General features: G+C 69.5%; 23 protein-coding genes and 1 pseudogene. 10 read left to right on the top strand and 14 right to left on the bottom strand.

The window, feature by feature from the left end; all coding sequences use genetic code 11:
• Nucleotides 1-15 precede the first annotated feature (15 nt).
• Genes FNH13_RS18765 through pdhA form a run of 3 tightly spaced genes read right to left on the bottom strand, consistent with a single transcriptional unit; the run spans nucleotide 16 to nucleotide 3568 of the window.
• Complete coding sequence (locus tag FNH13_RS18765) at nucleotides 16-1413, bottom strand: dihydrolipoamide acetyltransferase family protein (RefSeq protein WP_143784840.1); 1398 nt, start codon at nucleotides 1411-1413, stop codon at nucleotides 16-18.
• On the bottom strand, nucleotides 1410-2435 hold the full coding sequence (locus tag FNH13_RS18760) for an alpha-ketoacid dehydrogenase subunit beta (RefSeq protein WP_143784839.1): 1026 nt from the start codon (nucleotides 2433-2435) through the stop codon (nucleotides 1410-1412). Before FNH13_RS18760 ends, FNH13_RS18765 begins: the two co-directional genes overlap by 4 nt.
• The gene (pdhA, locus tag FNH13_RS18755; protein ID WP_143784838.1) at nucleotides 2432-3568 is read right to left on the bottom strand and encodes a pyruvate dehydrogenase (acetyl-transferring) E1 component subunit alpha; all 1137 of its coding nucleotides are present in this window, start codon (nucleotides 3566-3568) and stop codon (nucleotides 2432-2434) included. Before pdhA ends, FNH13_RS18760 begins: the two co-directional genes overlap by 4 nt.
• A 165-nt stretch (nucleotides 3569-3733) precedes the next feature.
• On the opposite strand from pdhA, the gene FNH13_RS18750 reads away from it, so the two are divergent.
• Nucleotides 3734-4204 carry an Lrp/AsnC family transcriptional regulator gene (locus FNH13_RS18750; protein ID WP_143784837.1) on the top strand — a complete coding sequence of 157 codons (471 nt, stop codon included), beginning with the start codon at nucleotides 3734-3736 and terminating at the stop codon, nucleotides 4202-4204.
• A gap of 211 nt (nucleotides 4205-4415) precedes the next feature.
• Here FNH13_RS18750 and FNH13_RS18745 read toward each other — a convergent pair whose 3' ends face one another.
• The 4 genes and pseudogenes from FNH13_RS18745 to FNH13_RS18730 all read right to left on the bottom strand — a co-directional run bounded on the left by FNH13_RS18745 (nucleotide 4416) and on the right by FNH13_RS18730 (nucleotide 7805).
• On the bottom strand, nucleotides 4416-4622 hold the full coding sequence (locus tag FNH13_RS18745) for a hypothetical protein (protein ID WP_143784836.1): 207 nt from the start codon (nucleotides 4620-4622) through the stop codon (nucleotides 4416-4418).
• A gap of 345 nt (nucleotides 4623-4967) precedes the next feature.
• On the bottom strand, nucleotides 4968-5573 hold the full coding sequence (locus tag FNH13_RS18740; protein WP_143784835.1) for a helix-turn-helix domain-containing protein: 606 nt from the start codon (nucleotides 5571-5573) through the stop codon (nucleotides 4968-4970).
• Nucleotides 5574-5585: 12 nt separating this feature from the next.
• Nucleotides 5586-6181, bottom strand: a pseudogene (locus FNH13_RS18735) (class I SAM-dependent methyltransferase).
• Nucleotides 6182-6272: 91 nt separating this feature from the next.
• Entirely contained in the window at nucleotides 6273-7805 is a 1533-nt protein-coding gene (locus FNH13_RS18730; protein WP_228266502.1) for an SDR family NAD(P)-dependent oxidoreductase, read from the bottom strand.
• Nucleotides 7806-7885: 80 nt separating this feature from the next.
• Here FNH13_RS18730 and FNH13_RS19780 point away from each other — a divergent pair, with 80 nt between their 5' ends.
• Nucleotides 7886-8014 (top strand): hypothetical protein, encoded by a 129-nt coding sequence (locus FNH13_RS19780; RefSeq protein WP_267873005.1) that lies wholly within the window; start codon nucleotides 7886-7888, stop codon nucleotides 8012-8014.
• A 149-nt stretch (nucleotides 8015-8163) separates the two neighbouring features.
• Here FNH13_RS19780 and FNH13_RS18725 read toward each other — a convergent pair whose 3' ends face one another.
• The 3 genes from FNH13_RS18725 to FNH13_RS18715 all read right to left on the bottom strand — a co-directional run bounded on the left by FNH13_RS18725 (nucleotide 8164) and on the right by FNH13_RS18715 (nucleotide 11017).
• On the bottom strand, nucleotides 8164-8811 hold the full coding sequence (locus FNH13_RS18725; RefSeq protein ID WP_202878830.1) for a class I SAM-dependent methyltransferase: 648 nt from the start codon (nucleotides 8809-8811) through the stop codon (nucleotides 8164-8166).
• 80 nt (nucleotides 8812-8891) lie between these two features.
• Nucleotides 8892-9563 (bottom strand): response regulator transcription factor, encoded by a 672-nt coding sequence (locus tag FNH13_RS18720; RefSeq protein ID WP_143784833.1) that lies wholly within the window; start codon nucleotides 9561-9563, stop codon nucleotides 8892-8894.
• The gene (locus FNH13_RS18715) at nucleotides 9560-11017 is read right to left on the bottom strand and encodes a sensor histidine kinase (protein ID WP_143784832.1); all 1458 of its coding nucleotides are present in this window, start codon (nucleotides 11015-11017) and stop codon (nucleotides 9560-9562) included. Before FNH13_RS18715 ends, FNH13_RS18720 begins: the two co-directional genes overlap by 4 nt.
• 740 nt (nucleotides 11018-11757) lie before the next feature.
• Between FNH13_RS18715 and FNH13_RS18710 the strand changes: the two genes are divergently transcribed.
• Genes FNH13_RS18710 through FNH13_RS18700 form a run of 3 tightly spaced genes read left to right on the top strand, consistent with a single transcriptional unit; the run spans nucleotide 11758 to nucleotide 15038 of the window.
• On the top strand, nucleotides 11758-12504 hold the full coding sequence (locus FNH13_RS18710; protein WP_143784831.1) for an esterase family protein: 747 nt from the start codon (nucleotides 11758-11760) through the stop codon (nucleotides 12502-12504).
• Nucleotides 12505-12522: 18 nt separating this feature from the next.
• Nucleotides 12523-13836: an ATP-grasp domain-containing protein gene (locus FNH13_RS18705; RefSeq protein ID WP_228266501.1), complete on the top strand. Its 1314-nt coding sequence runs from the start codon at nucleotides 12523-12525 to the stop codon at nucleotides 13834-13836.
• A 44-nt stretch (nucleotides 13837-13880) separates the two neighbouring features.
• Nucleotides 13881-15038 carry a glycosyltransferase gene (locus tag FNH13_RS18700; RefSeq protein ID WP_143784830.1) on the top strand — a complete coding sequence of 386 codons (1158 nt, stop codon included), beginning with the start codon at nucleotides 13881-13883 and terminating at the stop codon, nucleotides 15036-15038.
• Here FNH13_RS18700 and FNH13_RS18695 read toward each other — a convergent pair.
• Nucleotides 15011-16108: a glycosyltransferase family 4 protein gene (locus tag FNH13_RS18695; protein ID WP_143784829.1), complete on the bottom strand. Its 1098-nt coding sequence runs from the start codon at nucleotides 16106-16108 to the stop codon at nucleotides 15011-15013. The genes FNH13_RS18700 and FNH13_RS18695 overlap by 28 nt on opposite strands.
• Before the next feature lie 20 nt (nucleotides 16109-16128).
• Nucleotides 16129-16425, bottom strand: coding sequence for a DUF4235 domain-containing protein (locus FNH13_RS18690; RefSeq protein WP_143784828.1), 297 nt, complete (start codon nucleotides 16423-16425; stop codon nucleotides 16129-16131).
• A gap of 190 nt (nucleotides 16426-16615) precedes the next feature.
• Between FNH13_RS18690 and FNH13_RS18685 the strand changes: the two genes are divergently transcribed.
• From FNH13_RS18685 to FNH13_RS18675, 3 genes are read left to right on the top strand one after another with little or no spacing between them, the layout of a single operon-like run.
• On the top strand, nucleotides 16616-17770 hold the full coding sequence (locus FNH13_RS18685; protein ID WP_143784827.1) for a thiamine ABC transporter substrate-binding protein: 1155 nt from the start codon (nucleotides 16616-16618) through the stop codon (nucleotides 17768-17770).
• Nucleotides 17746-19401 carry an ABC transporter permease gene (locus tag FNH13_RS18680; RefSeq protein WP_228266500.1) on the top strand — a complete coding sequence of 552 codons (1656 nt, stop codon included), beginning with the start codon at nucleotides 17746-17748 and terminating at the stop codon, nucleotides 19399-19401. Before FNH13_RS18685 ends, FNH13_RS18680 begins: the two co-directional genes overlap by 25 nt.
• Before the next feature lie 11 nt (nucleotides 19402-19412).
• Nucleotides 19413-20576, top strand: a complete 1164-nt coding sequence (locus FNH13_RS18675) for an ABC transporter ATP-binding protein (protein ID WP_143784826.1) — start codon at nucleotides 19413-19415, stop codon at nucleotides 20574-20576.
• A gap of 35 nt (nucleotides 20577-20611) precedes the next feature.
• Here the strand turns inward: FNH13_RS18675 and FNH13_RS18670 are convergent, their stop codons facing one another.
• Entirely contained in the window at nucleotides 20612-21193 is a 582-nt protein-coding gene (locus tag FNH13_RS18670) for a RodZ family helix-turn-helix domain-containing protein (protein WP_143784825.1), read from the bottom strand.
• Between the two features lie 284 nt (nucleotides 21194-21477).
• Between FNH13_RS18670 and FNH13_RS18665 the strand changes: the two genes are divergently transcribed.
• Complete coding sequence (locus tag FNH13_RS18665) at nucleotides 21478-22485, top strand: DUF2891 family protein (protein ID WP_143784824.1); 1008 nt, start codon at nucleotides 21478-21480, stop codon at nucleotides 22483-22485.
• Between the two features lie 106 nt (nucleotides 22486-22591).
• Here the strand turns inward: FNH13_RS18665 and FNH13_RS18660 are convergent, their stop codons facing one another.
• Nucleotides 22592-26500 carry a cell wall-binding repeat-containing protein gene (locus tag FNH13_RS18660; protein ID WP_143784823.1) on the bottom strand — a complete coding sequence of 1303 codons (3909 nt, stop codon included), beginning with the start codon at nucleotides 26498-26500 and terminating at the stop codon, nucleotides 22592-22594.
• Between the two features lie 145 nt (nucleotides 26501-26645).
• Between FNH13_RS18660 and FNH13_RS18655 the strand changes: the two genes are divergently transcribed.
• Complete coding sequence (locus FNH13_RS18655; RefSeq protein ID WP_143784822.1) at nucleotides 26646-26990, top strand: hypothetical protein; 345 nt, start codon at nucleotides 26646-26648, stop codon at nucleotides 26988-26990.
• Nucleotides 26991-26992: the final 2 nt, after the last annotated feature.

Here is a 26992-nt window from a genome sequence, read left to right as displayed (position 1 = left end):
GAGGGACGCCAGACCTCAGAGCCCGGCGAGTAGCACCGCGGGTTGCTCGACGCAGTCGGCGACATAGCGCAGGAACCCGCCCGCAGTGCCGCCGTCGCACACCCGGTGGTCGAAGGTGAACGACAGCTGGGTGACCTTGCGCAGCGCCACCTGCGCCTCATGCGCCCACGGCTTGTCGATGATCCGGCCGATGCCGAGCATCGCGGCCTCGGGGTGGTTGATGATCGGTGTCGAGCCGTCCACGCCGAAGACGCCGTAGTTGTTGAGGGTGAACGTCCCACCCGTCAGCTGCGCGGGCGTGATGGTGCCCTCCCGCGCGGCCTCGGTCAGCGTGCGCAGCGCGCCCGCGAGCTGCGCAGTAGTCATCGCGTGGGCCCCGTGGACCACTGGCACCACCAGCCCGCGGGGGGACTGTGCGGCGAAGCCCAGGTTGATCGACCCGTGCTTGACGATCTCGTCGCCCTCGACTGAGGAGTTGAGCTCGGGGAAGGCTCGCAGACCGGCCACGGTGATCCGGGCCAGCAGCGCGAGTATGCCGATCGCGTCGTCCTGCCGTGCCGCCTTCAGGGCGTCCTTGGTCGCCAGCAGCTCGGTGGCGTCGACGTCGACCCACGTGGTCGCGTCCGGGATCTCGCGGCGCGAGGTCGACAGCTTCTCCGCGATGGCCTTGCGGATGCCGGTGAGCGGGATGCGCTCGTCGGCGGGGGCCACGGTGGCGGGGAGCGCGCCGTAGGTGATCCAGCCCGTGTCGGTCGGAGCCGCGCTGTCGGGCACAGACCCGCTCGCGCGGGAGGAGATCGCGGCCTCGACGTCAGCCCGGCGGATGACACCGCCGTCTCCGGTGGCGGTGATGCTGGCCAAGTCGATCCGAGCTTCCGTGACGAGTTTGCGCACGAGCGGTGAGATCACCTTGATCGCCGACTGGCTCACCGGCTCCGGCGCGGGAGGTGAGACCACCTTGATCGCCGACTGGCTCACCGGCTCTGGCACAGGAGAGGAAGCAACGGCGACGTCACCCGCAGCAGCGCGGCGTCGACGGGCGCGACGGGGCGCCTCGGATGCGCCATAACCGACAAGGGGCCGCTCCGGCGAGCTGGAGCTGCCGGGCTCGGCTGACTGCCGCTCGGGCGGGGTGCTGCCGGCCCGCTCCTCGGTGCGATACGCCTCAGCGTCAGCGAGCGCCGCGACCGTGATCAGCGGGGCGCCCACGGCGAGCTCCTGCCCCGGGGTGGTGTGCAGGGTGGTGACCACCCCGGCATACGGACAGGGGACCTCGACGGCGGCCTTGGCGGTCTCGACGGTGACGACCTCCTGGTCGATGGTGACCGTGTCACCCTCGGCGACGTGCCACTCCAGCACGGTGGCTTCCGTGAGCCCCTCGCCCAGGTCGGGCAGCCGGAAGACCTGCGTCACCGGGAGACCTCCAGGTGTGCGACGTCGGGCTGGTCGTCCCACTGCAGCCGGGCCACCGTGTCCAGGATCCGGTCGACGCTCGGCAGGTGCGTGTGCTCGAGCTTCGGCGGGGGATAGGGGATGTCCAACCCGCTGACCCGCAGGACCGGAGCGGCGAGGGAGTGGAAGCAGCGCTCGCCGACCCGTGCCGCGATCTCACCGCCGACCCCGCCGAAGCCCTGGGCCTCGGAGACCACGACGGCGCGTCCGGTCTTGCGCACCGACGCAGCGACCGTCTCGTCGTCGAACGGCACGATCGTGCGCAGGTCGACGACCTCGACGCTCCAGCCCTCCTCCCGCGCGGCGACCTCGGCCGCCTTGAGCGCGTTGGGCACCTGCGGGCCATAGGCGATCAGCGTCACGTCGGTGCCCTCGCGGCGCACAACAGCCTTGCCGAACGGCTCGGTGCGCACCGGCAGCTCCAGCTCGGCCTTGGACCAGTAGAGCGCCTTGGGCTCCATGAAAACGACCGGGTCCGGGCTCGAGATCGCCTCGCGCAGCAGCGAATAGGCGTCGGCCGGCGTCGCGGGAGTGACCACGTGCAGCCCGGGCGTGTGGGCGTAGTAGCCCTCCGACGAGTCGCAGTGGTGCTCGACGCCGCCGATGCCCCCGGCATACGGCATCCGGATCACGATCGGCATCGTCAGCATGCTCTGGGTGCGGTTGCGCATCTTGGCGATGTGCGAGACGACCTGCTCAAACGCGGGATAGCCGAACGCGTCGAACTGCATCTCGATCACCGGGCGGAAGCCCTGCATGGCCAGCCCCACGGCGAACCCGGCGATGCCTGCCTCGGCCAGCGGGGTGTCGAAGCAGCGGTCCTCGCCGAAGTCGGCCGTGATGCCGTCGGTGATCCGGAAGACGCCGCCCAGGGCGCCGACGTCCTCACCGAAGATCAGCACGTCCTCGTCCTCGGTCAGGCTGTCGCGCAGCGCCCGGTTGAGCGCCTGGGCGAAGGTCACGGTGGTCGGTTGTGCGCTCATGCCTGGATCTCCTCCAGCTCAGCGGCGACCATCGCCGCCTGCTCCCGCAACTGTGGTGTCGGTTGGGCATAGACATGCTCGAAGAGGGAGAGGGGAGCCACCTCGGGCTCGGCGTTCATCAGCTCACGGACGCGGGCGGCATACTCCTCCGCCTCGGCGCTGACCTGCTCCTCGATCTCGGGGGTAAGTGCCCCGGTGCCGACCAGATAGGTCCGCAGGCGCGCGATCGGGTCGCGGGTCGACCACGCCGTGACCTCCTCGGACTCCCGGTAGCGCGTGGCATCGTCGGCGTTGGTGTGGGCCTCGAGACGGTAGGTATGCGCCTCGATGAGGAACGGGCCGGAGCCCGAGCTGGCGTGCTCGAGGGCGCGGCGCGTGACGGCCAGGACCGCCGCGGCGTCGTTGCCGTCGACCTGCTCGGAGCGGATGCCATAGCCGATGCCCTTGTAGGCCAGGCTCGGCGCCTTGGACTGCTTCTCGAGGGGGACCGAGATCGCGTACTTGTTGTTCTGCACGAAGTAGACCGTCGGCGTGTTGAAGACCGCGGCGAAGTTGAGCCCCTCGTGGAAGTCGCCCTCGCTCGTGGCGCCGTCGCCGATGAAGCACAACGCGACGCCGTCGCTGCCGCGCCGGGCCAGGCCATAGCCGGTGCCCGCGGCGTGCACCGCCTGGGTGGCCAGCGGCGTGCACTGCGGGGCGGTGTTGGTGGCGACGGGGTCATAGCCGCAGTGCCACGAGCCGCGCAGCAGTGTCAGCACCTCGATGGGGTCCAGGCCGCGGCTGACCAGGGCCATCGAGTCCCGATAGGTCGGGAAGAACCAGTCGTCCTCCTGCAGTGCCAGCACCGGTGCGACCTGGCACGCGTCCTGACCGCGCGAGGAGGGATAGACCGCGAGGCGTCCCTGCTTGGTCAGCGCGGTGGCCTGGGTGTCGAAGCGTCGTCCGATGACCATCTGGCGCCAGACGGCGAGCAGGTCCTCATCGGAGGGCATCGCATAACCGCGGGCCGTGGTCTCGGGCCCCAGGTCGGTCAGCTGCCCGTGCTCGTCCAAGAAGCGCACCGGCTCCGCGCACGGCAACAGGTCTGCGGGTGTCGTCGTCGACATGTTCTCCTCCAGTGGTCGTCCTCCCATCGTCCCTGAATCTGGACCGACTGAGCGGTATACCGGGTCAGCCTGAGACAAACGGCTCTAAGATGGCTGGTATGACGCCAATTAGTCTGCAGGCGAGTGCGGTCAGCCTGGGTGGCCTGGACATTTGGAAACTGCCCGGGGCACGACGTCGGCTGAGGTGCTGACGTGGCTACCGCGCGGCCCCGGGTGGACGACACCGACCGGGCGTTGATCAGGGCGCTGCGCGCCGACGGGCGCCTGTCCGTGCGGGCCCTGGCCGAGCAGGTGCACATCTCACGGGCCAACGCCTATGCCCGCCTCGAGCGCCTCCTGGAGGCCGGCGTGATCACCGGGTTTACCGCCCAGGTGGCCCCCGAGCACCTGGGGCTGGGCACCTCGGCCTATGTCTCGGTCTCCATCGAGCAGAACACCTGGAAGCCGGTGGCCGCCGCGCTGCGCCGGGTGCCGTGCGTGGAGCAGGTGGCCCTGGTCGGTGCCGAGTTTGACGCGCTCGTCACCGTCCGGTGCCGCGACAACCACGAGTTGCGCGACACCGTGCTGGAGCAGATCCAGGCGATCCCCGGTGTGAAGGCCACCCGGACCTGGCTCATCTTCGAGGAGACCGACGTGCGCGACCTGGCACAGGAAGACGCCTGAGTTGTCAGGCTGATCCACCGGTGGCCGGGGATCGACACCGAGTTGGTTTCAACCCGAGAAGAGCGCCCTTGACCCGAGAAACTTTGTCGGGTTGAAGGCCATGTTCTCGGGTTAGGTTGATCGCGTTCCGGCGCCAGTGGCGCTATGCGGGTCATCGGCACCTGCTTAGCCCCTGACGGACACGGCCCGGCAGCGCAGTCAGCTGGTCGGACTAACCGTCCTGGGCGAGACGCTTTTCGATCGCCACACAACTCAGCGTCAGATCGTCCAGACCGCCATGGACATGTTCGACCACGTCTTCGCCATAGGCGTCGATCGTGATGTTGTAGAGGTCCTCTGCTCGGCTAACCCTCAGACCGCGTGCGAGGAGCACGATGTCGTCCATGTCCCGCTTGCCTCGCTGAGCAACGATCTTCATGGCCAGCAGGTGCTCGGGCGGGGGCCGTCTCAATGCCCAGGCCAGGATCGCTCCCAGGATCCATCGACTGGCCCTCGGGCAGCGGCGGTATCCAAGCTCGTGCGGCATCGTTCAGCCAGTTGTCGGGCAAGCCCTCCTCTGCGGCCACTTCCCGTGCCGCAGCACCTACCGCACCGGCTGGTGCGGCCAGCGCGTCCACGTCGTCAGTGGTGCTGCGCCCGTCGTGCTGCAGTGCAATTGCCGCCCCACCGACGATGTAGACCTTCCCGGCGATGCGGCGATCGGTAAGCTTGACAGACAGGAGCCCGAGCAAACGCTCAACTTCGACTCGGTCGAACGTTCCTGTCATGCGGTCGTCAGCCCCTTCTCGGAGATAAGGATGCCGCGGGCAGCCAGCCAATCGGGGGTCTGCTTTCGGATGGCGGCTTCGTCGCGAAACGGGTCTTCCGGCATCCATAGGACATCTAGCATGTCCTCAGTCGTCCAGTCTGGCGCTGGTTCACCGGCCTTGACGTATTCGTGTCCAATGATGGCTTGCAGGAGGACGTCGAACCGGCGGTCCTCAATGACTTCAGCCCGACGCTTCCAGGCTTCGACGGCATCGGGCGAGTTGCTCATGGCGGTGATGAGGTCCTGTCGTGTCCGGAGCATGAGTCGCAGAGCCCACGTCTCGTCAGGATCCTTCTCGCCGAGTGCGCCGTTGACACGCCTCGCAATCTCGGTCGGGTCCGCCAATCGGTGACGCAGCGCGACTGCGCGGGCCTCCCCGAACTGCAGGGCACGCAAGTACAAGGCCGCCGACGGAGTTGTCTTGCCGTTCAGATAGGCCGACATCCGTGCTGGTGAGGTGCCGATGGCTCGTGCGAACGAGTTTTGGGACAGGTTCGACTCAGCGACCGCCCGTTTCAGCGACGAGGTGATCTCCCGCGTCTCATCGACTTCAACCCGCATGGTCACACGTTATCAAATATGGTTATAGGTAGGCTGTCCCGTCCTGCGGTGCAGCAGCATCGTCTGCCCGTCGTGGTCGACCTCGTTGCCGCTGCGCACGAGCCGGACCACCTCGGCCATGCCACGGGTGACGAGCTGCTCGGCCATCTCGTCGGGCGTGCGCAGATAGCGCTCGAGCGTCACGTCCTGGCCGTGCTGGCTGTAGTGCTGGAACAGGTCGCGCGTCCCCACCCCGGACTGGAACGCGACCAGCACATAGCCACCCGGCGCCACCACGCGGACGGCCTCATCGAGGGCTCGAGCCAGGTCTCGCTCGGACAGGTGGATCGTGGAATACCAGAGCAGCACCCCGCCAAAAGACGCGTCGCCGTGCGGCAGCTCGGTGATCGATGCGACAGACAGGTCGAGGTCAGGTGGCGGGCTTGCCCCTGCGCGATCATCTCGGGAGAGAGGTCGACACCCACCACCCGTCCTCCACGATCGGCGATGTAGCGACTGATCCGTCCCGCCCCGCACCCCGCGTCCAGGATCGGCTGCGTCCCCACGGTCGCGATGAACGTGTCCAGCACCGTCAGGTCCAAGGGGTGCTTGGGGCTCGTGTCCGGCATCGACCATCGGCGGTCAGTCTCGGGGGCGGGAAGGGGTGGGGACGCGGGTGGACCTGGCGCTGGGGGAGGCGTGAAGGCAGCCCTCACGCTCCTACCAGGGATAGGGCTCGTAGTTCTTCAGGAAGACACCGTGGAGGTCCTCGCCGCGCTCACCTCGCACGATGGGGTCGTACACCCGGGCGGCGCCGTCGACGAGGTCGAGCGGGGCGTGCCAGCCCTGTGCGGCGATCTCCAGCTTTTCGTGATGCGGCCGCTCGTCGGTGATCCAGCCCGTGTCAACAGCCGTCATGAGGATCCGGTCGGTCGCGAACATCTCGCCGGCCGAGGTGCGGGTCAGCATGTTGAGCGCGGCCTTGGCCATGTTGGTGTGCGGGTGTCCGGCGCCCTTGTAACGCCGGGAGAACTGCCCCTCCATGGCCGAGACGTTGACGACATACGCCCGGGCGGCGTCGCCGGCGGACTCCCTTCGCTGCTCCACGGCGGCCCGCATCGCTGGCCGCAGCCGGGAGACAAGGAGGAAGGGGGCGACCGAGTTGCACATCTGCACCTCGAGGAGTTCGAGCGGGTCGACCTCGTCGACGGTCTGCTTCCACGAGTTGCTCGCGACGACATCGGGCAGCAGGCCGCCAGCGTCGACGGCGGTGCCGGCGAGGTGGGCCTCCAGCGAGGCATTGCCGGCGGAGAGAGCGAGCTTGGTGAGGTCGGCGGCGCTGCGGGCGGCGACGTCCGCGTGCGGCACAGGATGCTCACCGAGTGTCCCGAGGAGGGCGGCCGGGTGCGCCTCGCTCACCCGGTCGAACGTCAGCATCGTTGGTGTTGGCCCGCCGGTCTCCAGCGGCTGGGACTCGCCGTCGACGAGGCTCGAGTAGGCGCCGGGGGAGCGGCGCACCGTCTGGCAGGCGTTGTTGATGAGGATGTCGAGCGGCCCTGCGGCAGCGACCTCGTCGGTCAGCGCGACGACCTGGGTCGGATCGCGCAGGTCGATCCCGATGATCGTCAGCCGGTTGATCCACTCGGGCGAGTCGGCGAGTTCGACGAAGCGTCGCGCGGCGTCCCGAGGGAAACGCGTTGTGATCGTCAGATCGGCCCCGTCACGCAGCAGGCGCAAGGCGATGTACATCCCGATCTTGGCGCGCCCACCGGTGAGCAGGGCGCGCCGGCCGCGCAGGTCCGTGCCCTGGTCGCGGCGCAGGTGGCTCAGCGCCGCACAGTCCGGGCAGAGCCAGTGGTAGAAGGCGTCGACGAGCGTGTACTCCGCGTGGCACATGTAGCAGCCGCGCGAGAGCTGCAGCTCGCCCGCGTAGCGGGCTCCGGTCGCGGAGGTGAGGGCGATCCCCTTCGTCTCGTCGTCGATGCGCAACGGTGAGCCGGTCGCAGTCTGGGCGAGGATCGCCTGGTCGTGGACGACCTTGGGGCCACGCTCCTCCTGTCGCGCCTCGCGGCGACGGGTCTTCTTCACCCGGTTATGCATCGAGGCGGCGGCCCGCTTGACCGCGGTGATGTCCTCGTGGCCCGCCGGCAGCTCGTGGAGCATACCCAGGACGCGCAGGGTGGTGGCCAGGTCGTCGGCGTCGACGCCGTCCACTGCGATTGCGCTCGCGGGGTGCTCGGGTGTGGTGCTCACGGACCCCGAGGATACGTGGCCTCGGGTGAGGGCGAGGACAGTGCGAGCGCCGCGAGCAGGTCGGCCGATACCCTGCTGTGGTGGCCATGACTCTTCGACTGGGTGACGCTGAAGACCAGGCGCTCACCGCGCAGGCCGTTCGGGAGCACCGGTCCAAGGAGGAGGTCGCCAGGGCGGCGATCCTCGAGTACACCTGCGGCGCACTGTGAGGCGTGACGATCTCGTGGCCAAGATCAAGAGGGAAAATGCTGGAGCGCTCGAGCGACTCGCGGACTCGTGAACTGGTCTCGGTCCCTCTCTAGGCGTTGCCGGAGCGCTCATCCTGCTCAACCCGCATGCCTCGAGTTATCAAATACGGTTACACGGTGCCCGCGCGGTGCAGCAGCATCGTCTGGTCGTCCTGGTCGATCGCGTTGCCACGGCGGACGAGCCGCGTCTGCTCGCTCAACCCGCGGGCGACGAGCAGCTCGGCCACCTGGTCCGGCGTGCGGAGATAACGCTCCAGCGACACGTCGTGTCCGTGCCGGCTGTAGGACTGGAAGAGGTCGCGTGTGCCGACCCCGGACTGGAACGCGACGAGCAGGTAGCCGCCAGGGACGAGCACCCGGGTCGACTCGTCGAGGGCGCGAGTCAGGTCAGCCGGGGCCAGGTGGATGGTGGAGTACCACAGGAGCACGCCACCGAAGGACGCGTCGCCATGGGGCAGGTCGGTGATCGAGGCCACGGACAGATCGAGGTCCGGGTGGGCAGCGCGACCTTGCGCGATCATCTCCGGTGACAGGTCGACGCCCTCGACCCGACCCCCTCGGTCAGCGATGTAGCGACTGATCCGCCCGGCGCCGCAGCCGGCATCCAGGACGGGTTGTCCGCTGACTGAGGCGATGAAGCTGTCCAGCATCGCGAGGTCCAACGGGTCCTCGGGACGCGTGTCCGGCATCGACCGCTGGTATGCCGCAGCGACCGTGTCGTAGGCCGTGCGCACCGTCTGCTCTGTCTGCTCGCCCATGTCCCCATGCTGGCAGGGCCACGCTGGGCGTGGGCGTGGGCGTGGTCGCCGCCGCCCCGCCGCGAGACGGCGTGCGGTGATCAGGGCTGGACGAGGCCGCTGCGATAGGCCAGGGCGACCAGCTGCGCACGGTCGTGGCATCCGGTCTTCATCAACATCCGGGAGATGTGGGTCTTGACCGTGGCCTCGCTGAGTACCATGCGACGACTCAGCTCCGTATTGGTGGCGCCGTCAGCGAGCTCGCGCAGCACGTCGGTCTCGCGCGGCGTGAGCATCTCCAGGCTCGGGCGACCCTCGGCGTTGTCCATGGTCATGTCGCGCAGGGTGTCGAGCACCTTGGGGGCCACCGCGGGGTCGATCCAGGCGTCACCGCCGGCCACCCGGCGGATCGCGTTGGCCAGCTCCCCGGGCGCAGCGTGCTTGAGCATGAAACCCGAGGCGCCGGCGCGCAGGGTGCCATAGAGGGCCGCGTCCTCGTCAAAGGTCGTGAGCACCAGCACCTTGGCCATCTGGTTGGGGTCGTCAGGGTTCTCCGAGATCAGTCGGCGGGTGGCCTCGATGCCGTCCATGCCAGGCATGCGCACGTCCATCACCACCAGGTCGGGGCGGTGGCGCTCCACCAGTCGGATCGCCTCGGCGCCGTCCTGTGCCTCGCCCACGATCTCCATGTCGGGCTCGGCGCCGAGCAGCATGGCGATGCCCTGGCGCACCATCGGCTGGTCGTCGGCGAGGACGACCCGGATGACGCTCATCGCGTGCCGTCCGCAGGGGTGGACCACGGGGGCTCGAGGTGCGTGGTGATGCCTGTGTGCTCGGTGGGGGTGGATGTGTCGCCGACCGTGTGCTCGGTGGGGTCGGATGTGTCACCGACCGTGTGCTCGGTGGGGGTGGATGTGTCACCGGCGGTGTGCTCGGTGGGGTCGGGTGTGTCGCCGACCGTGTGCTCGGTGGGGTCGGATGTGTCACCGACCGTGTGCTCGGTGGGGGTGGGGTCGGCGGTGGTCGCTCGGACGGGGAGGCTGGCCGAGGTGACGAAGCCGCCCTCAACCCGTCCGCTCTCGAACGCTCCGCCGGCCAGCTCGACACGCTCCCGCAGGCCCCACAGTCCGGTGCCCGAGCCGACGGGTCTGATCGTCGGTTGGTCGTCCTCGGAGATCCCTCGAGAGCTGCGCACCTGCAGCTGCAGACGGTCCGGCTCCCACGTCTCATAGATGTCAACAACAGCGCCGCGACCAGCGTGCTTCATCGCGTTGGTGAGGGACTCCTGGACCATGTGATAGGCCGCCAGGTCAACGCTCTGGTCCAGGGGCAGGGCAACGCCCTCCCGATGATGCTGCACGACGAGTCCTCCGTGTCGGGTGGCGGCGATCAGGGGGTCGACGTCGGCGAGGCGGAGTCGGGTGATCCCCGTCCCTTCGTCCCCGTCCTGGGTGCGCAGGAGTCCGAGCAGGCGGTGCAGCTCGCGCATCGACTCGGCACCGGTGGACTCGATGGCAGCCAGGGCGTCGGTGACCTGTTTGGACTCGGTGGTCGCGTCCAGCTTGCTCGAGACCGCCTTGGCCCCGGCCGACTGCAGGATCATGGCGCTCATCGAGTGGCTGAGGATGTCGTGCAGGTCCCGGGCGATCTGTTGGCGCTGCTGCCCCAGGCTCACCTCCGCGCTGACCTTGAGGCGCTCCTGCTCCTGCGCGGCGCGCCACCGCACCGCCCGGTCGCGCCGTCCCAGGGCCCACACCAGGGTGAAGAACCCCAGGAAGATGGCGGTGACGACGATCAGCCCGAACAGCCCATCATCGCCGCCCACGCCGGTGGCCGTCCGGCCGTTGTTGAGGCTGACGAAGGCAGCAAGCACCAGGGCCGGGTTGGCCCGACGCGCCGGCGTGCGACGGGCGACCGTGTGCAGGGCCAGAGCGATCCCGACCATCGGCTGGAAAAAGGTGAGGAGCAGGCCCGCCCCGAGACCGAGCCCGAGAGTGATCAGGAAGGTGGGCCAGGGTGAGCTGCGCCGCCAGGCCAGAGCGACATAGCCCAGGGCGATCAGCGCGACCACGGGCCAGTGCGGCAGCTGCGTGCCCAAGGTGGTCTCGATCGGCTCCCCGGTGAGATAGCCACTGATGAACAGGTCGGCGGCTGCGCAGCCCACGACGATGGGGATGTCGATGCGCCGGGGGCCTGACCCGTGCTCCTCCAGCTCGGCGGTGCTCACCGGAGCAGATCCGTTGTCGTGCGGGGGGCCCGCGACGGAGCCCACCACCCAACGGTGCCTGAGGTCGGGATGTCCACCATGGGGGACATTGTCACCGTTAACCGAGTTGAGTGCTAGTGCCTCGTTGCCGTTGCGGGGTGCGGCTGCGAGCGAGGTGCTCAGCGACAACCGGGCAGTCTCGGGAAACACCGGCAAACCCACCCGTCGAGCGAGACGTCCCCGCCCGCTGAAGCGCCGATGCTCGGGGCGTCGAGGGCCCCCGAGCCGCCACGTGCCCCCTGATCACCGGAAGGCAGTGCCGAGAGGTCCAGGTCCGCCGGAGGCTCGCCAGAGACCTCGATGTCAGCGTCGGCGTCGAGCGCCAGCGCCCACCAGTCCTGGGCGTAGGGAGAGTCGCAGACCTCCAGCACAGGAATGTCGCGACTGGCCCTGCCGCCCCCCGAAGCGGCAGGGACAGTGACGTGCGACGGCTGCCCAGAGGTGGCCCCACCTCCGGGCAGCCTCATCACGACAACGCTTGGCGTCACGAGCCAACCAACCCCCGCTGGTGACTCCTCTTGGCCGCTGAGAGCCGGAGTGAAGACGCTGACCTCGTTGTGGTGATGCACGTGACTACTCTCCTGTTTTCCTGGGGCCAGCACGTCATCCTGCAGATGTATCTTTCGGGGCGCTGGCCTCGTGTGGTTGGCTTTCCGCAGTTGCACAGTAGCGAGTAGTCGACAGCGCCGGAAGGGATCGCCATGGAGCGGGAACAGACTGAGATCAACGGACCGGGGCTGGACCACCCGGGCAGTGTGATCCGCTACGGCCACTTCGGCCGGCCCGTGCTCGCTTTTCCCTCCGAGGCCGGCCGCGCCTGGGACTACGAGAACAACGGCATGGTCGACGCGCTGCGCTCCCTGATCGACCAGGGCCGCATCAAGCTCTACTCCGTGGACTCCTACGACCACATCTCGTGGTCCAACTACGCCCTGCCCACCGAGGAGCGCGCCCAGCGGCACGCGATCTATGAGAACTGGATCCTCAACCACGTCGTGCCCACGATCGACGCGGACTCACCCGGGCACGCCGGCATCGTCACGACCGGGTGCAGCATGGGTGGCTACCACGCCGTCAACTTCGCCCTCAAGCGTGCCGACCTGTTCCCGGTCGCGATCTCGCTCTCCGGCAACTTCGACCCCACCTCCTGGCGAGGGTGGGGGGAGACCGGCGAGGCGACATACCTGAACAATCCCGTGGCGTATGTCGCGGGGGCAGACGGTGATCACCTCCAGTGGCTGCGCCAGGCGGTCCAGATCCTGCTCGTGGTCGGGGAGGGGCCCTTCGAGGTGCACCCCACCAAGTCGTTGCCGGGAGCGCGGCAGTTGGCCGCCGTCCTGGCTGAGAAGCAGATCCCCCACCAGCTCGACGTCTGGGGTCATGACTCGGCCCACGACTGGCCCTGGTGGCGCAAACAGATCGCCTATCACCTGCCGCGGTTCTGCTGATCAGGGTAGGTTCGGGACATGGCTGCCAAGCGCAATCCCCTGATCGGCCTCCTCCTCGGCGCAGAGGAGGACTGGCCTCGAGCTTTCGAGCAGATCCTCGGCCTCGTCGGGCCGCTGAAGGTGGGTGGTGAGACGATCGAGTTGACCTCGGAGCGACTGCGGATCTCGCCCTTCGACCTGACCGACCCGGTCAAGCCCGGCCTGGTTATTGACCGGCTCGCCTACTGGTACTACCACCCGCGCGAGTGGCTCAAGAAAGCCGCGCTGATGAACGACACCTACCTGCTGAACAGCCCGTTCACCTTCCAGTCCATGGAGAAGCACAGCGCCTACTGCGCGATGCTGCGCCTCGGCATGAAGATCCCCAAGACCGTCCTGGTGCCCTACAAGAACCCGGTCGACAACGTGCGCTGGGCCTACACCTCCGCCAAGTACAACGACCGCTTCGATCTCGACGAGATCGCGGAGGAGGTCGGCTACCCGATGTATATGAAGCCCTTCGACGGCGGCGGGTGGCGGGGCGTCTCCCGGGTCGAGGACCAGGCCGGGCTGCACAAGTCCTATGACGAGTCGGGCGAGATGCTCATGCACCTGCAGGCGACCGTCGACTATGACAAGTTTGCCCGCGCCCTGTCGATCGGCCCCGAGACGATGGTCATGGACTTCCGTCCCGAGCAGCCGATGCACAACCGGTATGCCGTCAGTTACGACTTCCTGTCCTCGCAGGCCGGGTGGGAGGCCGAGACGGTGAGCAAGGTGGTCAACGCCTTCTTCGGCTGGGAGTTCAACTCCGCGGAGATGCTGGTAGCCGGCAACGAGGTGCACCCCATCGACTACGCCAACGCCTGCCCGGACGTCGCCGTCACCTCCTTGCACTACTACTTCCCGTGGGCCATCACCGCCCTGGTGCGCTGGTCCGCCTTTGCGCTGGCGACCAACCGCCCGGCGACGGTCGACCTGGAGACACGGCGCTACTACGAGATCGCCGACGACGAGTCGCTGGACTACCAGGCCAAGATGGAGGGCTACCGCAAGCTCGCGGACGCGCACTTCGACACCGATCGCTACCACGAGTTCTGCCAGGAGCACCTCTCGCACCTGCCCGAGGCGGTGCTGGAGTGGGTCGACTCGGACAAGTTCGACAAGATCCTGATCGACACGGTCCGCTCGACGTACCCGGCCCACGAGCACGACAAGTTCGCCGCGCACTTCCGCGGGCTGGTGGGCCTGTGGGTCAAGGACCAGAAGAACCTCAAGGGCGGCCCTTCGGACACACCCGAGCGTGAGGTCGAGCCCGAGGGCGCGGCAGCCAACGCCAACGCCAACGCCTAGGCCGCTGAGGACGGGAACGGTCCGGACGGGCGCGGCAGGAGCACATGGTGCGCGTGCTCATGGTGACCAACCTGTTCCCGACCCGCGCCAACCCGTCGGCGGCCACCTTCATCACCTCTCGTGTCGAGGCGCTGACAGCGTGCGGTGTCGACGTCAGCCCGGTTGCCCTGAGCAACCACTACGGCCGCCTGAACGGGTGGGTGCTGGGCCGGGCCGGCCGGGACGTCTCGGGAGCGGACGAGACGTTCGGCGCCGTCGACTATCGGCGAACGCTGTGGACCACTCTGCGCGACCGTCGGTGCCCGAGCGCCCGGGTGATCCGGGCGCTGGCCCGCGAGGTCGTCGAGGCTGAGGGCGGCGTCCCGGACCTGATTCACGCCCACGGCATGTTTGTCCCCGCAGCCGGGTTGGTGGCCCGTGAGGTGTCCCGGCTGCTCGACCGGCCGTATCTGCTGTCCGTCCACGGAACGGATGTCAACGTCGTCCTGCGCGCCAACGAGGACTACCTCGCCCCGGGTTTTCGTGACGCGGCACGGGTGCTCTGTGTCTCCCAGGCGCTGCGCGAGTCGGTCGAGTCCCTGCTCGGGCCACTGAGCCACGCCGCGGTCGTGCCCAACGGGGTCGATCCCGCACTCTTTGCCCCCGTCAGTGACCGAGATGCTCCCCGCACGCCGGTGCCCGGGGACGGTCCGCCCCGGGTGCTCTTTGTGGGGCGCCTCGAGCCGGTCAAGGGGGCGGACCGGCTGCCGGCCATCGCCCGTGCCGTCCAGCGCGTCCGGCCCGAGGTCGTCTGTGACGTCGTGGGGGCAGGATCCCTGCTGGCCGGGCTCAGCGAGGCCGACGGGCTGCGGCTGCACGGGGCGCTGCCGCACCAGAAGGTGGCGGAGCTGATGCGCAGCGCCGACGTCCTGGTGGTGCCCAGCCGCAGCGAGGGGTGGCCCACGGTGATCCTCGAGGCCTATGCGTGTGGCACCCCCGTCATCGCCACCGACGTCGGGGGGTGCGCCGAGGTCGTGCGGTCACCGACAGCCCTGGTGGAGGCGGGGGACGGGGTGGTGCAGCGACTCGCCGACGCGGTGCTCGGCCAGCTCGAGACCCCTCATGACGGTGCGGACCTACGCGACTATGCGCTCGGCTTCACCTGGGAGGAGATCGCACGTCGCGAGCGGGAGCACTATCTGAGCGTCCTCGACCGGGCCTGACGCTCGGGAAGCGAGCGGATCGCAGCGACCGTCTGCTCGACCGCGCGCTCCCACGACAGGTCGTGGCGGGCACGCTCGGCGATCTGGGTGCGGACCTCCCGGGTGACCAGCAGGCTCTGCCGGACCGCCCGGCATACCTCCGCCTCGGCCCGCGGGTCCACCAGGAGCCCAGCGGGTTGGCCGGCCACCACGTCGGGCACGTCGGAGAGTGCACTGGCGATCACCGGGGTGCCGAGCATCAGGGACTCGACGACCTTCAGGGGGACTCCCATGACGGCGTTGCGGGCCAGGTCAGGGTCCTGCAGGCTCAGGGTCGCCGTGGCGCCGCGGATCCACCCGCTCAGGGGTGCCGCAGCCACCCGCCCGAGGTAGTCCAGCTCGCCGCGGACGGCGTGCTGCTGGACCAGCGGGCGCAACGGACCGTCCCCGGCGACGACCAGGTCGACCCCGACGGGCCAGTCGTCGCTCATCCGCGCGTGCAGCAGGTGCCGGAGACCCTGCCGGGTCGAGAGGTCGCCGAAGTAGAGGACGTAGGGACGTTCCCGGTGCGGCACGCTCGACGCGGCCTGCTCGGGGCCGGCGGACGGTGGGTGGGCGCCGCTGCGGACCACCACGATCGGGATGTCTGCCCCGGTGACCTCCCGCACCCGCGCCGCGACCCCCGCGGACGCACAGAGCAGGAGCGTGCCCTGGCCCAGGGCATAGCGGTTCACCGCGCGGATCAGGGGCCCGAGACGGCTCAGCCCCGGGCGGTTCGACAGGAGGTCGTCGGGCAGTCCGTTGACCTCGGTGACGAGGGGCCGGCGCGCCAGCCGGCTCAGGGTGGGGGTGAGGGCGTCCAGCGCGTGCCAGCGCAGATAGACCAGATCCGCATGGCGCACCTGACGCAGCAGGGACAGCGCGAAGCCGGGCACCCCCGCGAGGGCGGCATCCTCCTGCCGCCACACCGTGCTGACCCGGTAGCCGTGGCTGGTGAGTCCCTGTGCGATGGCCAGCAGATGGGTCTGGGCCGCGCTGCCCGGTCGCGCCGGCTCGAGGCTGACCGACAGGATGGACTGCGCAGGCGTCACGCTCGGCTCGTGACCGCGCGCTATTTCGCGCTGGCCTCGTTCTTGGCGTCCGCCAGGGCCTTGGGCAGGTGCCCGGTGGACTTCTGATAGAGCTTGGTCGCCTGGCGGTTGGCAACCATCCGGCTCAGGCCGACGATGGCACCGGACAGCACGGCGAAGGCGATGGCCTCCTTGATGTCGATGTCCGGGTCCTCGGGGTTGGTCGGGGAGTCACCGCCGGAGACGAACTTCCAGGTCCCGTCGGTCAGCTTGCGTGCCACCACGCTCGCGCCCACCGCAGCTCCCGCGGCCATGATCTTCCACATCAGATTGCCCATGGGCCCTAGCCTGCCACGACGTTCGCCGTCGCGTCATCTAGGCTGGGGGCACGACAGGGGAGCGCTCCAGCGCTGAGAGTGCGGCACAGGCCCGCAGACCCTCGAACCTGACCCGGTTAGGACCGGTGGAGGAAGTCGAGTCTCTGGTGGATGCGTCCACCGCCCCTCCTGCAGTCCGAGGAGGATTCACATGCCGTATGCCGACCCACACCGACCCATCCCCACGCACCGGCACCGCCGCGCCGGGACAGCCCTGGCTGCCGGGGCACTGGTGACCGCGCTCAGCGGGTGCACGCTGATGGGCGGGGAGGACGAGGCCGCCGAGAGCGGCCCAAACGTCCCCGAAAGTGCGCAGGACACGGGCGGGACCTCCCCACACAATGGGGAGGTGGTGCTCGTGACGCACGACTCGTTCACCCTCCCGGAGGAGGTCACCGCCGGCTTCACAAAGGAGACCGGTTACGACCTGGTCGTCCAGGCCTCCGGTGACGCGGGGTCGCTGACCAACCAGCTGGTGCTGACCAAGGGCAGCCCGTTGGGCGACGCCGTCTTCGGCATCGACAACACCTTCGCCACGCGGGCTGTCACGGAGGGGGTGCTGGCTCCCTACAGCCCGGCGGATCTGCCTGCGGCAGCGGCCGGGCACGCACTGCCCGGGGACGGCGCCGACTACCTGACTCCGGTCGACTACGGCGACGTGTGCGTCAACGTGGACGACGCGTGGTTCGAGGCCGAGGGGATCAGCCCGCCGCAGACACTGGCCGACCTGACCGACCCGACCTATCGTGACCTGTTCGTCACGCCGGGGGCGAGCTCGTCCAGCCCGGGGCTGGCCTTCCTGCTGGCCACGGTCGGGCAGTTCGGTGAGGACGGGTGGCAGGACTACTGGCAGGACCTGATCGCCAACGGCGCCTCCGTGACCTCGGGGTGGTCCGACGCCTACGGGGTCGACTTCACCTTCAGCGGTGGCGACCGGCCGATCGTGCTGTCCTACGCCTCGAGCCCGCCCTTCACGATCCCCGAGGAGGACGGCGAGGGGGACGGCGAGCCCACGACCAGCGCCCTGCTGGACACCTGCTTCCGTCAGGTGGAGTATGCCGGGGTGCTCGAGGGCGCCGCCAACCCCGAGGGCGCGCAGGCGCTGGTGGACTACCTGCTCTCCGAGGACGTGCAGGCGGCGATCCCGGACGCGATGTATATGTTCCCGGTCACCGACGTCGAGCTGCCGCAGCTGTGGTCCCAGTGGGCACAGGTCGCGCAGGACCCGATCGAGGTCGACCCGGCGCTGATCGAGGAGCGCCGGGAGGAGTGGGTCCGCGAGTGGGCCGACATCGCGACAGGCTGATCCCGGGGGTCGGCCTCACCCTGCTGGCCCTGGTGCCGTTGGTCTTCCTGGCGGTCTTCTTCGTGCTGCCCGTCGGCGGCATGCTGGTCCGGGGCTTCCACCCGGACGGCGGCTGGGACTTCTCGGGAGTCGCGGAGGTGCTGGGCCGCTCCCGCACCCTGCGGGTGCTGTGGTTCACCGTCGGGATGGCGGCACTGGGCACCGTGGTGACCCTGTTGCTGGGCCTGCCGCTGGCTTATGTCCTCTACCGGCTCCGGTTCCCGGGCCGTGGGGTGCTCCGCGCGGTGGTGGTGATGCCGTTCGTGCTGCCCACGGTGGTCGTCGGCGTGATGTTCCGGGCGCTGTTGTCCAGCGGGGGACCGCTGGGTTTCCTGGGGTGGGACCGTAGCTGGATCGCGATCCTGGCCGCCTACGTCTTCTTCAACCTGGCCGTGGTGGTGCGGACCGTCGGGGGCATGTGGGAAGGGCTCGACCCGCGGGCCGAGGACGCCGCGGCGGCCCTGGGAGCCTCCCCGGGACGGGTCTTTCGCACGGTGACCCTGCCGGCGCTGGCCCCGTCGGTGATCTCGGCCGGCACGTTGGTCTTCCTGTTCTGTTCGACGGCTTTCGGGGTCGTGCTGACCCTGGGTGGGTTGCGCTACGGCACGATCGAGAGCGAGATCTACCTGCTGACCACGGAGTTCCTGGATCTGCAGGCTGCCGCCGTGCTGTCCGTCATCCAGCTCCTCGCGGTCGTGGCGATGCTGGCGCTGGCCGCTCGCGGGCGCGCCCGCACCGAGCAGAGCCTGACCCGCTCGCGCGACGTGGCTCGTGTCCCCCGGCGCCGTGACCTGCCATTGCTCGGGGTGGCCGCGGGAGTGCTGGTGTTCCTCCTGATGCCGATCCTGACGCTGGTCTGGCGCTCGCTGCGGGATGACAGCGGGTGGACCCTGGAGCACTACCGGGTGCTCGGGGATCCCGCGGCCTCGCCGGCGCTGCGGGTGTCCATCGTGGAGGCCTTCGGCAACAGCTGGCGCACCGCGATCGACGCCACGGTGCTGGCCGTCGTGCTCGGCCTGTGCGTCGCCATCGTCGTCTCGCGACGCCCACGGCGACCCGGGGGACGTCGGGTGATCAGCGCTCTGGACGGGGCGTTCATGCTGCCGCTGGGCATCTCTGCGGTGACCGTCGGGTTTGGCTTCCTGATCACCCTGGACCGGCCACCGTTGGACCTGCGGTCCTCGGCGGTGCTGGTCCCGATCGCCCAGGCACTGGTGGCCCTGCCGCTCGTGGTGCGCACGATCACCCCGGTGCTGCGCTCGGTGGACCCGCGGCTGCGACAGGCCGCCGCGGCCCTCGGTGCCGGTCCCTTGCGCGCAGCCTTCACCGCTGAGGGGCCGGTGCTCGGGCGGCCACTGCTGGCGGCCACCGGCTTCGCGTTCGCGATCTCGCTGGGGGAGTTCGGGGCCACGAGCTTCCTCTCCCGACCGGACCGCCCGACGGTCCCGGTCGTGATCTATCAGCTGATCAGCCGCCCCGGAGCCGACAACCTCGGCATGGCGCTGGCGGCGTCCGTGCTGCTCAGCCTGTTGACTGTGACCGTGATGGGCCTGGTGGAACGTCTGCGAGTCGGAAGTGTGGGGACATTCTGATGGAGTCGTCGATGCTCTCTGTGGACGCAGTGACCGTGCGCTTTGGTGACACGGTGGCCGTCGATGCTGCCTCGTTGGACCTGCGCCACGGGCAGGTGCTCGCGGTGCTGGGACCCTCGGGCTGCGGCAAGTCGACGCTGCTGCGGGCGATCGCGGGGCTGGAAGAGCTGGCCGCCGGCTCGGTGCGTGCGGAGGGCCGGGACCTGCGCGACGTCCCCACCCACCGCCGGGGCTTTGCCCTGATGTTCCAGGACGGACAGCTGTTCCGGCACCTCGACGTGGCCGGCAACGTCGGCTATCCGCTGCGGCTGCCCCGGCACGGCGGGTCTGTGCGGGAGCCGCTCTCTCAGCCCGCTCGGGAGCCCCTCTCTCAGCCCGCTCGGGCGGACCGCGTCCAGGAGCTGCTGGAGACTGTCGGGCTGCCCGGCTACGGCTCCCGCGAGGTGTCCACGCTCTCCGGTGGGGAGCAGCAACGGGTAGCGCTGGCCCGAGCGCTCGCAGCTGAGCCGCGACTCCTGCTGCTGGACGAACCACTGTCGGCCCTGGACCGGAGCCTGCGGGAGCGCCTCGCAGGAGACCTGCGCGGCATCCTCACCGCGACAGGCACCACCGCCCTGTTGGTGACGCACGACCACGACGAGGCGTTCACGCTGGCCGACCGGATGGCCCTGATGTTTGACGGGCGCATCGCCCAGGAGGGCCCCACCGAGGAGGTCTGGGCCGCCCCTGCGACGCGTGAAGTGGCCGAGTTCATCGGCTTCGGCACGTTCCTTGAGGCGGAGCCCGCGCGCCGGGTCATGGCAGCGGCCGCCCAGGCGTCGAACGCCACACCGATGCGACCAGATGTGCGCGATGTGAGTGCCAGGACGTCGCATGGCGCGCATCTGGTCGCATCGGGGTCCGGTAGCTCGCCGACTGTGGGCCACGACGGGGCACTGCTGCCTGGCGACGAGCGAGTCCTGGCGCTGCGGCGGTCGGCACTGCGGGTCGACCCGGCAGGCTCCCTGGAGGGGACCGTGGTGGCTGCGGGCGCGGTCAGCGACGCCGTCCGGGTCGAGCTCGACCTGGACGGCATCGGTGCGGTGGAGGCGCTAGGGGACCAGGGCTCAACGCTGCGGCCCGGTGACCGGGTTCGGGTGCGGGCGGATGGTGCGGGGATGGCGCTGCTTCCCTGACGCGTCACCGCGTCGTGTGGAGTGAGCGCCGCACCTCACATCGTGGCGCTGCCGGTTCCCAGGTTGTTGGGCAGGTGCGGGTCCGCGCAGTAGGTGAACTCCCCGGCCCGGTTGCCCCGGTCTCCGGAGTGATAGCTGAACTGCGCGCCGTCGACCTCCAGGACGAGCAGGTGTCCGGGGACGAGCGCCTGGGTGTACATCATCCCGGGCTTGGGGCAGCCCAGGCTGCCGTCGGACCAGGTCACCGCCTGGTGGCCGGCGACGGTCACCGCGTCGGCCGCGACCGACTCACGCTCGGCAAGGTCCGAGATGGCGGCCTGCACGGGCTCGCTGGCGATGACCTCGTCGCTGACCGGTCCGGTGGGCAGGGCGGTGCCGCCGCTCGGGTCAGCGGGGTCGGTGGGCTGTGGGGTCACGGAGGGCTCCTCGGTCGTCGGGGCTGCGGTGGGCTCGGTCTCGTCGCCGGTGCTCGGGGCCGCATCGCTGGTGGGCGCGGCATCCTCACTCGTCGTTGGCGCATCGCCCCCAGTGTCGGTGTCGCTGCCGCACGCCCCCATCCCCAGCGCGAGCATCAGTGCCAGCAGCGGTGCCGCTGCCTGTCGTCGGGAGATCGTCATCTCATCACCTCTCGTCGGTTTCCGAGTGTATGACGTGCCGCCCGCTCTATCCGTTCCAGCGACAAGGTGGGGCCAGGGACAAAGGCGGGGCGCCGACCCCCTGCGTCGGCGCCCCGTCCCTGTCACCCCGGGTGCTCCTCGTCAGAGGTCCCCTCCGCACCCTGTGGGTCTTGCCCCGGACCCACACCCTTAGAGACGTCATGAACGTGCGAAGCGTTGCATCCAGCATAGTGTGACCCTGATCACACCCGCGGGTTGACCGGTTCGCGGGCAACAATGGCGCCATGGATCAGCACCTCATCCGGATCGCCAGGGAGGTCCTCGAACGGCCCTATCCCTATGTCTCGGGTCACGTGGCCACCGGCCCGGCCGACACGGACATCACCCCGCAACGCCTCCACCCGGCCTTCCACGGAGCCCTTGACTGGCACTCCTCGGTCCACATGCAGTGGTCGCTGGTGCAGCTGCTCGGGCAGTATGCCGGCGCGTCACCCAGCGCTGACGCGTCACCGGGCGCTGACGCGTCCCGTGAGGAGAGGACCGCGCGTGACCTCCTGGAGTCCCGCCTCACCGCGGAGAACCTCGCGGTCGAGGCGGCCTATCTGCGGGAGCGGCCCGCGTTTGAGCGGCCGTACGGGTGGGCCTGGGCGGCGATGCTGGGCGCGGCGGTGCGGCACGAACGGGGGTGGGCGACGGCGATGACCCCACTGCTGGAGGTGATCGCCGGCCACGTCCTGGACTGGCTCCCACGCCAGGCCTATCCGATCCGGCACGGCAAGCACCAGAACGACGCCTTCGCGCTGCTCCTGCTGCACCACGCCTATGGCGAGCTGGGTCGGGCAGATGTCGTGCGGGCCGTGAGCGAGCAGGCCCGGGACTGGTTCGACCCGGACGGTCCCGCCCACACCTCCGGCGAGCCATCGGGCAGCGACTTCCTGTCCCCGGCGCTGGCCGAGGCGATGCTCATGCAGACGGTGCTGGGAGAGGACTTCGGGCCGTGGCTGGAGCGCTTCCTTCCCGGGCTCGGAGCCGGCGGTCACAGCCACCTGCTGGAGCCACCGACCGTGCTGGACCCCACTGACGGCCAGGGGGCGCACCTGCTCGGCCTGGCGCTCTCCCGTGCCTGGCAGCTGCGCGCGCTGGCGAGATCGGTGGGGGACGGGCGCGCCGACGCTCTCCGGGCCGCGGCTGACCGCCAGGTGGCGGCCGTGCTGCCGGCGGTGACCGACGGCGACTTCATGGCCACCCACTGGCTGGTCAGCTTCCTCCTCCTGGCCGAGCGCTGGACCTGAGACGAGCGAGCACAACGAGAACGGGCCCACTCCCTGAGGGGAGTGGGCCCGTCCGTCGTGGTGGTGTCAGGGCCGGTAGGTCACCGGCGCCTGGTCACCTCCGATGTCACTGCCAGGAGGGGAGCAGCGCGTTGAGCGCGTCTTCGACGGCCTGGCTGACCGCACCGGTGCCACCGAAGATGGTGACCGCGGCCGGCGACAGCCGGTCGAGCTCAGCCTCAGTGACGTTCGGCAGCTTGCTGGTCTGGGTCAGCACCAGCGGAGCGTCCATGTGGCCGGCCAGCGCAGCACCGGACAGGGCGTCCGGCCAGTTCAGCCCGGAGGCCACGTAGGCCTGGGCCGCGTCGGCCGGGTAGGCCGCCGTGATCGCTGCGTTGGTCTCGTAACGGTCGCCACCGGACAGGCGCGTGGTGGCGCCCAGCTCGGCAGCAACAGCGTCGGACACCGCACCGGTGCCACCGACAACGACGACCTCACCCGGGTTGAGCGCGGCGATGGCCGCAGTCAACGAGTTCGGTGCGTGGTTGGTCTTGGTGAGCAGCACCGGGGCACCCTGCGACCCGGCCAGGGCCGAGACCGACAGTGCGTCAGCGAAGTTGTTGCCCTCGCCGACCGCCACGTAGACCGTGGACACGCCGGTCGGGAACTGCTGCGCAAGCAGCGCAGCAGTCTCGTAGCGGTCCACGCCACCGATGCGGGTGACGGTGCCGTAGGCGTCCAGGCTGGACTCCACACCGGCGGACACGGCGGCCGTGCCACCGAGGACGACGACGTTGCTCGGGTTGAGCGCCGTCAGAGCTGCCGCAGTGTCCTGCGGGATCGCGTTCTTCTTCACCAGCAGGACCGGTGCAGCCTGACCGTCGGCAGTCTCCATCGTGCCGGAGCCAGCGACCGCGGAGCCGGTGAGGGCGTCCGCGAACTCCTGGCCGGAGGCGACGAAGACGGTGTCAGCACCATCGGGGTACTCCGCCGCGATCGCTGCAGCGGTGCCGTAGCGGTCAGCGCCGAAGACGCGGTCGACAGCGAGCTCGCCGTCGGCGCCGGTGGTGATCGACACCAGGGTCTTGCCGACCTGGTCGGTCCCGTCGGAGAAGTTCACCGCACCGAGGTAACGGCTGTCGGCCTCCAGACCCGTCCAGTCCAGGGTCAGGTCCACCGACTGGCCGATGGCGGCCGGGAAGGTGTCCGGCGTCACGGTGAGGTTGCCCTCGTCGGTGTCGCTGACCGCCCAGATGTGGGTCGGCACGACGGCCTCGGCGCCCGCTGCGCCGTTCCAGTAGTCGAGCGCGACCGCGTAGCTGCCCGGGGCCGGGTCCTGCAGGGTGACGCTCTCGTCCGAGCCACCCACCGCGCTCTCCGCGATGATCGTGTTGCTCGGGCCGACCAGGAACAGGTCCATGTCGGTCTCACCCGGGGTGATCTCCTCATCGAAGATCGAGACCCGGAGGGTCTTGGTGCCCTCGGGCACGGTGAACGGCAGCCATCCGTCATCGACGTACTGGCCACCGCCCGGGCCGTCGGAGACGGCGACCACGTCGGTGACGTCGGAGGGGATCAGACCGTCGATGTCGGTCGTGACCTCGCCGTCGAAACCGGTGGTGATGGAGTAGTCGAGCGTGCCCGACGTGCCCTCACCGCTGACCTCGTCCGGCCCAGCGATCGCCAGCGCGCGCAGCGCGATGGGGCTCTCGACGGTGATGTCACCGTTGGACAGACGCAGCTGACCGAAGTTCCAGGCCTCGGGCTCCGCGCTGGTCACCGTGAAGGCGACCTCGAAGCTGGCGGTGCCGCCTGCCTCGACCGTGATTGATGCCGGTGCGTCGACCGAGATGCCCGCAGGCTCGTCAACCGTAATGTCCCAGGTGCCGCCCTCACCGGTCACGTCGGTGACCGTGCGGGTCACCGTCTGCTGGCCGGCCAGGTCGCCGATCGAGATGCTCGGGTAGTTCAGGTCGCTCGGGTCAACCGGCGTCTCCGGGCACGGCGCGCCCAGCTGGCCGATGCTGCAGGCGTAGGCCGTCCACTCGTCCCAGCCGGCGTCATAGACCAGACCCGGGTTGTAGGACGGGGCAGGTTGGACCTCACCGGCGCCGTAGTTGAGCGGGGTGGCCTCGACGCCGAGCCGCTCGATGGGGTCACCGTTGTCGTCGACGTCGCGGGCCGTGGTCATCATGGCCGACTTGATCGCTGCCGGGCTCCAGCCCGGGAACTCCTGCTTCATCAGGGCGGCCAGGCCGGCGATGTGGGGGGCCGACATGGAGGTGCCGGAGATCTGGTCGAACGTCGGGGTGCCCGGCTCGCCGTGCTTGGCGTGGTAGGCCGCCGCGATGTCGACACCGGGACCGGTGATGTCCGGCTTGAGCAGGTCACCGCCACCGGCCAGGGCCGGTCCGTAGGAGGAGAAGGAAGCCATCTCCGGCGCGTTGATCACCGTGTTGGTGGTCTCCGAGATCGACGCGGTGGCGCCCTCGGTGGCCGCGTAGGCCTTGACCGCGACGCCGTCCGTGGCGTTGAGGTGAGTGGCCGGGAGGCCGTAGATGATCGCGTTCTGGCTGCCGGCGCCGCCGACGGCGTTGATCATGATCATGCCGACGCCACCGCTGTTGATGACCTCGGCGGCCTTGTCGACCAGAGCATGCTCGCCACGGGTGCAGACCACGATCTTGCCTTCAGCCTCGGTGTCATCCACCGTGCCGGGGCCACACAGGTCCGCGGCAGCGGGGGTGGAGCTGGCGGCCGGGATGTCCGCGGCGTTGACCAGGGCGGTCTCTTCCAGCGGACCGCCGTAGCCGACACCGTTGTAGGTGGCGTCGTTGCCCAAGGTCACACTGTTGAGCGCGCCACGGTTGTGGGTGCTGGCGGCGACCGTCATCGTCCAGGGGGCGTTGTGCGCCACCGAGGAGACACCGACGGTGTCGCCGGAGTTGCCGGCGGAGGTGGACACGAAGATGCCCGCGTCCGCGGCATACAGGAAGGCGATCTCGTCGGGACCCACGACCGAGGTGGAGGAGCCGGAGATCGAGTAGTTGATGACGTCGACACCGTCCTCGACGGCGTCGTTGATGGCGGCAAGCAGGCCGGCGGTGGTGCCCGAGCCGTTGCCGTCAGCGGTCATCCACAGACCCTTGTAGACCGCGATGTGGGCGGCCGGGGCCATGCCCGAGGCCTCGCCCAGGTCGGCGCCGAGGATCGCCAGCGGCACACCGTGGTTGCCCGCGGCGGTGCCAGCGGTGTGCGAGCCGTGACCGTTGTAGTCACGGGCGGAGGTGAACTCCTCCGGGATGACGGTGTTGCCGAACTCGGCGCCGTACCAGCGGGCACCGATCACCTTGTTGTTGCACTCGAACGCGGCGTAGGAGTCCACGCCGGCCTCGTCACAGCTGCCGGCCCAGTCCTCGGGAGCAGCGGGCATGTCGCCCTCGGCGAAGCTCGGGTTGAGCGGGTCGATGCCGGTGTCGATGACACCGACGACGATGCCGTCACCGGCGTTCTCGACGCCGCCGAACTGCTCGGCCCAGACGCCGCCCTCGCCGGACAGACCCAGGTAGTCGGGGGTCTGGACGGTGTCCGCGTGGCGGATCTCGTCCTCCCACACCTGGACGACCCCGGGGGCCTTGCGCATGTGCAGTGCGTCGACGCCGCTCATCTTCACGGCGAAGCCGTTGAGCGCCACGTCGTAGGTGGTCACCACGTCGGAGGAGCTCAGACCGACGGTCTGCAGCACCTCGGCACGCTGGGTGGCCAGGAAGTCGGTGTAGGCGGCGGCAGCGGCGCTGTCGACGTCCAGTTTCTCGCCCGACTGGGGAGCGGTGGCGGCCAGCCCGTGACCACCGTTAAAGGCGACCAGTGGGTCGTCGGCCAACTGCACGATGTAGGTCTTGGTCTCACCAAGCTGGAGCTCGGAGACGTCGTCGGCCTGCGCCGACATCGTCCCGACCGCCAGTGGCGACACCACGACCGCGGAGGCGGCCAACGCGGCAATCCGCGCTCGCCTTCCCGGGGTAGTAGTACGCACTGAGTGTCCTTACTCGAGGGGAATACGCAACAACCGGATGGTTCCGCGCACGACAAAGCGGCCCACGCGGTACGGATTGCCAAAGCAGTCTCACCCCCGTGGCTCCCGGTGTCTAGGGTCGTGCCCTAATCGTTACCTTTGGGTTATGCGTCTGCTGCCCGGCCTCGTCCTGATCGTGCTGGCCGCCTGGTATCTGGGGGTCGAGGTCACCCTGCGGCGTCGGTCCCGGTGGGCCCGCGGGGTGCTGGACAGCTTCCGATGGCAGGTGCTGATCGGACCCGCCTTGGTGTATGCCGTCAGCGCCGTGATCTTGTCCGTCGGGTCCTGGTCCATCCTGAGTCTGACCAGCACCCTGATCGTGCTGGTCCTGCCGGCCCTGTGCGCAGTGTCCTGGCTCGCGCTGCGCCCCGACCGTCCGGTCGGTCTCGCGGTCGCCCTGTCCGTGGCGCTGAGCCTGGTCGGTGTCGCCGCGGTCGGGCTGGCCCGATGAGC

This window comes from Ornithinimicrobium ciconiae, from assembly GCF_007197575.1.
Classification (GTDB): Bacteria; Actinomycetota; Actinomycetes; order Actinomycetales; family Dermatophilaceae; genus Ornithinicoccus; species Ornithinicoccus ciconiae.
The sequence above is the reverse complement of the archived record's forward strand: the minus strand, read 5'-3'. Positions and strand labels throughout refer to the sequence as shown.

Bases quoted from the DNA above. Each gene is read 5' to 3' on its own strand.
- FNH13_RS18760 (WP_143784839.1), bottom strand. From the start codon at position 2,435: ATGAGCGCACAACCGACCACCGTGACCTTCGCCCAGGCGCTCAACCGG.
- pdhA (WP_143784838.1), bottom strand. From the start codon at position 3,568: ATGGGAGGACGACCACTGGAGGAGAACATGTCGACGACGACACCCGCA.
- FNH13_RS18745 (WP_143784836.1), bottom strand. From the start codon at position 4,622: ATGAAGATCGTTGCTCAGCGAGGCAAGCGGGACATGGACGACATCGTG.
- FNH13_RS18740 (WP_143784835.1), bottom strand. From the start codon at position 5,573: ATGCGGGTTGAAGTCGATGAGACGCGGGAGATCACCTCGTCGCTGAAA.
- FNH13_RS18725 (WP_202878830.1), bottom strand. From the start codon at position 8,811: ATGGGCGAGCAGACAGAGCAGACGGTGCGCACGGCCTACGACACGGTC.
- FNH13_RS18720 (WP_143784833.1), bottom strand. From the start codon at position 9,563: ATGAGCGTCATCCGGGTCGTCCTCGCCGACGACCAGCCGATGGTGCGC.
- FNH13_RS18710 (WP_143784831.1), top strand. From the start codon at position 11,758: ATGGAGCGGGAACAGACTGAGATCAACGGACCGGGGCTGGACCACCCG.
- FNH13_RS18705 (WP_228266501.1), top strand. From the start codon at position 12,523: ATGGCTGCCAAGCGCAATCCCCTGATCGGCCTCCTCCTCGGCGCAGAG.
- FNH13_RS18700 (WP_143784830.1), top strand. From the start codon at position 13,881: ATGGTGCGCGTGCTCATGGTGACCAACCTGTTCCCGACCCGCGCCAAC.
- FNH13_RS18690 (WP_143784828.1), bottom strand. From the start codon at position 16,425: ATGGGCAATCTGATGTGGAAGATCATGGCCGCGGGAGCTGCGGTGGGC.
- FNH13_RS18685 (WP_143784827.1), top strand. From the start codon at position 16,616: ATGCCGTATGCCGACCCACACCGACCCATCCCCACGCACCGGCACCGC.
- FNH13_RS18675 (WP_143784826.1), top strand. From the start codon at position 19,413: ATGCTCTCTGTGGACGCAGTGACCGTGCGCTTTGGTGACACGGTGGCC.
- FNH13_RS18670 (WP_143784825.1), bottom strand. From the start codon at position 21,193: ATGACGATCTCCCGACGACAGGCAGCGGCACCGCTGCTGGCACTGATG.
- FNH13_RS18665 (WP_143784824.1), top strand. From the start codon at position 21,478: ATGGATCAGCACCTCATCCGGATCGCCAGGGAGGTCCTCGAACGGCCC.
- FNH13_RS18655 (WP_143784822.1), top strand. From the start codon at position 26,646: ATGCGTCTGCTGCCCGGCCTCGTCCTGATCGTGCTGGCCGCCTGGTAT.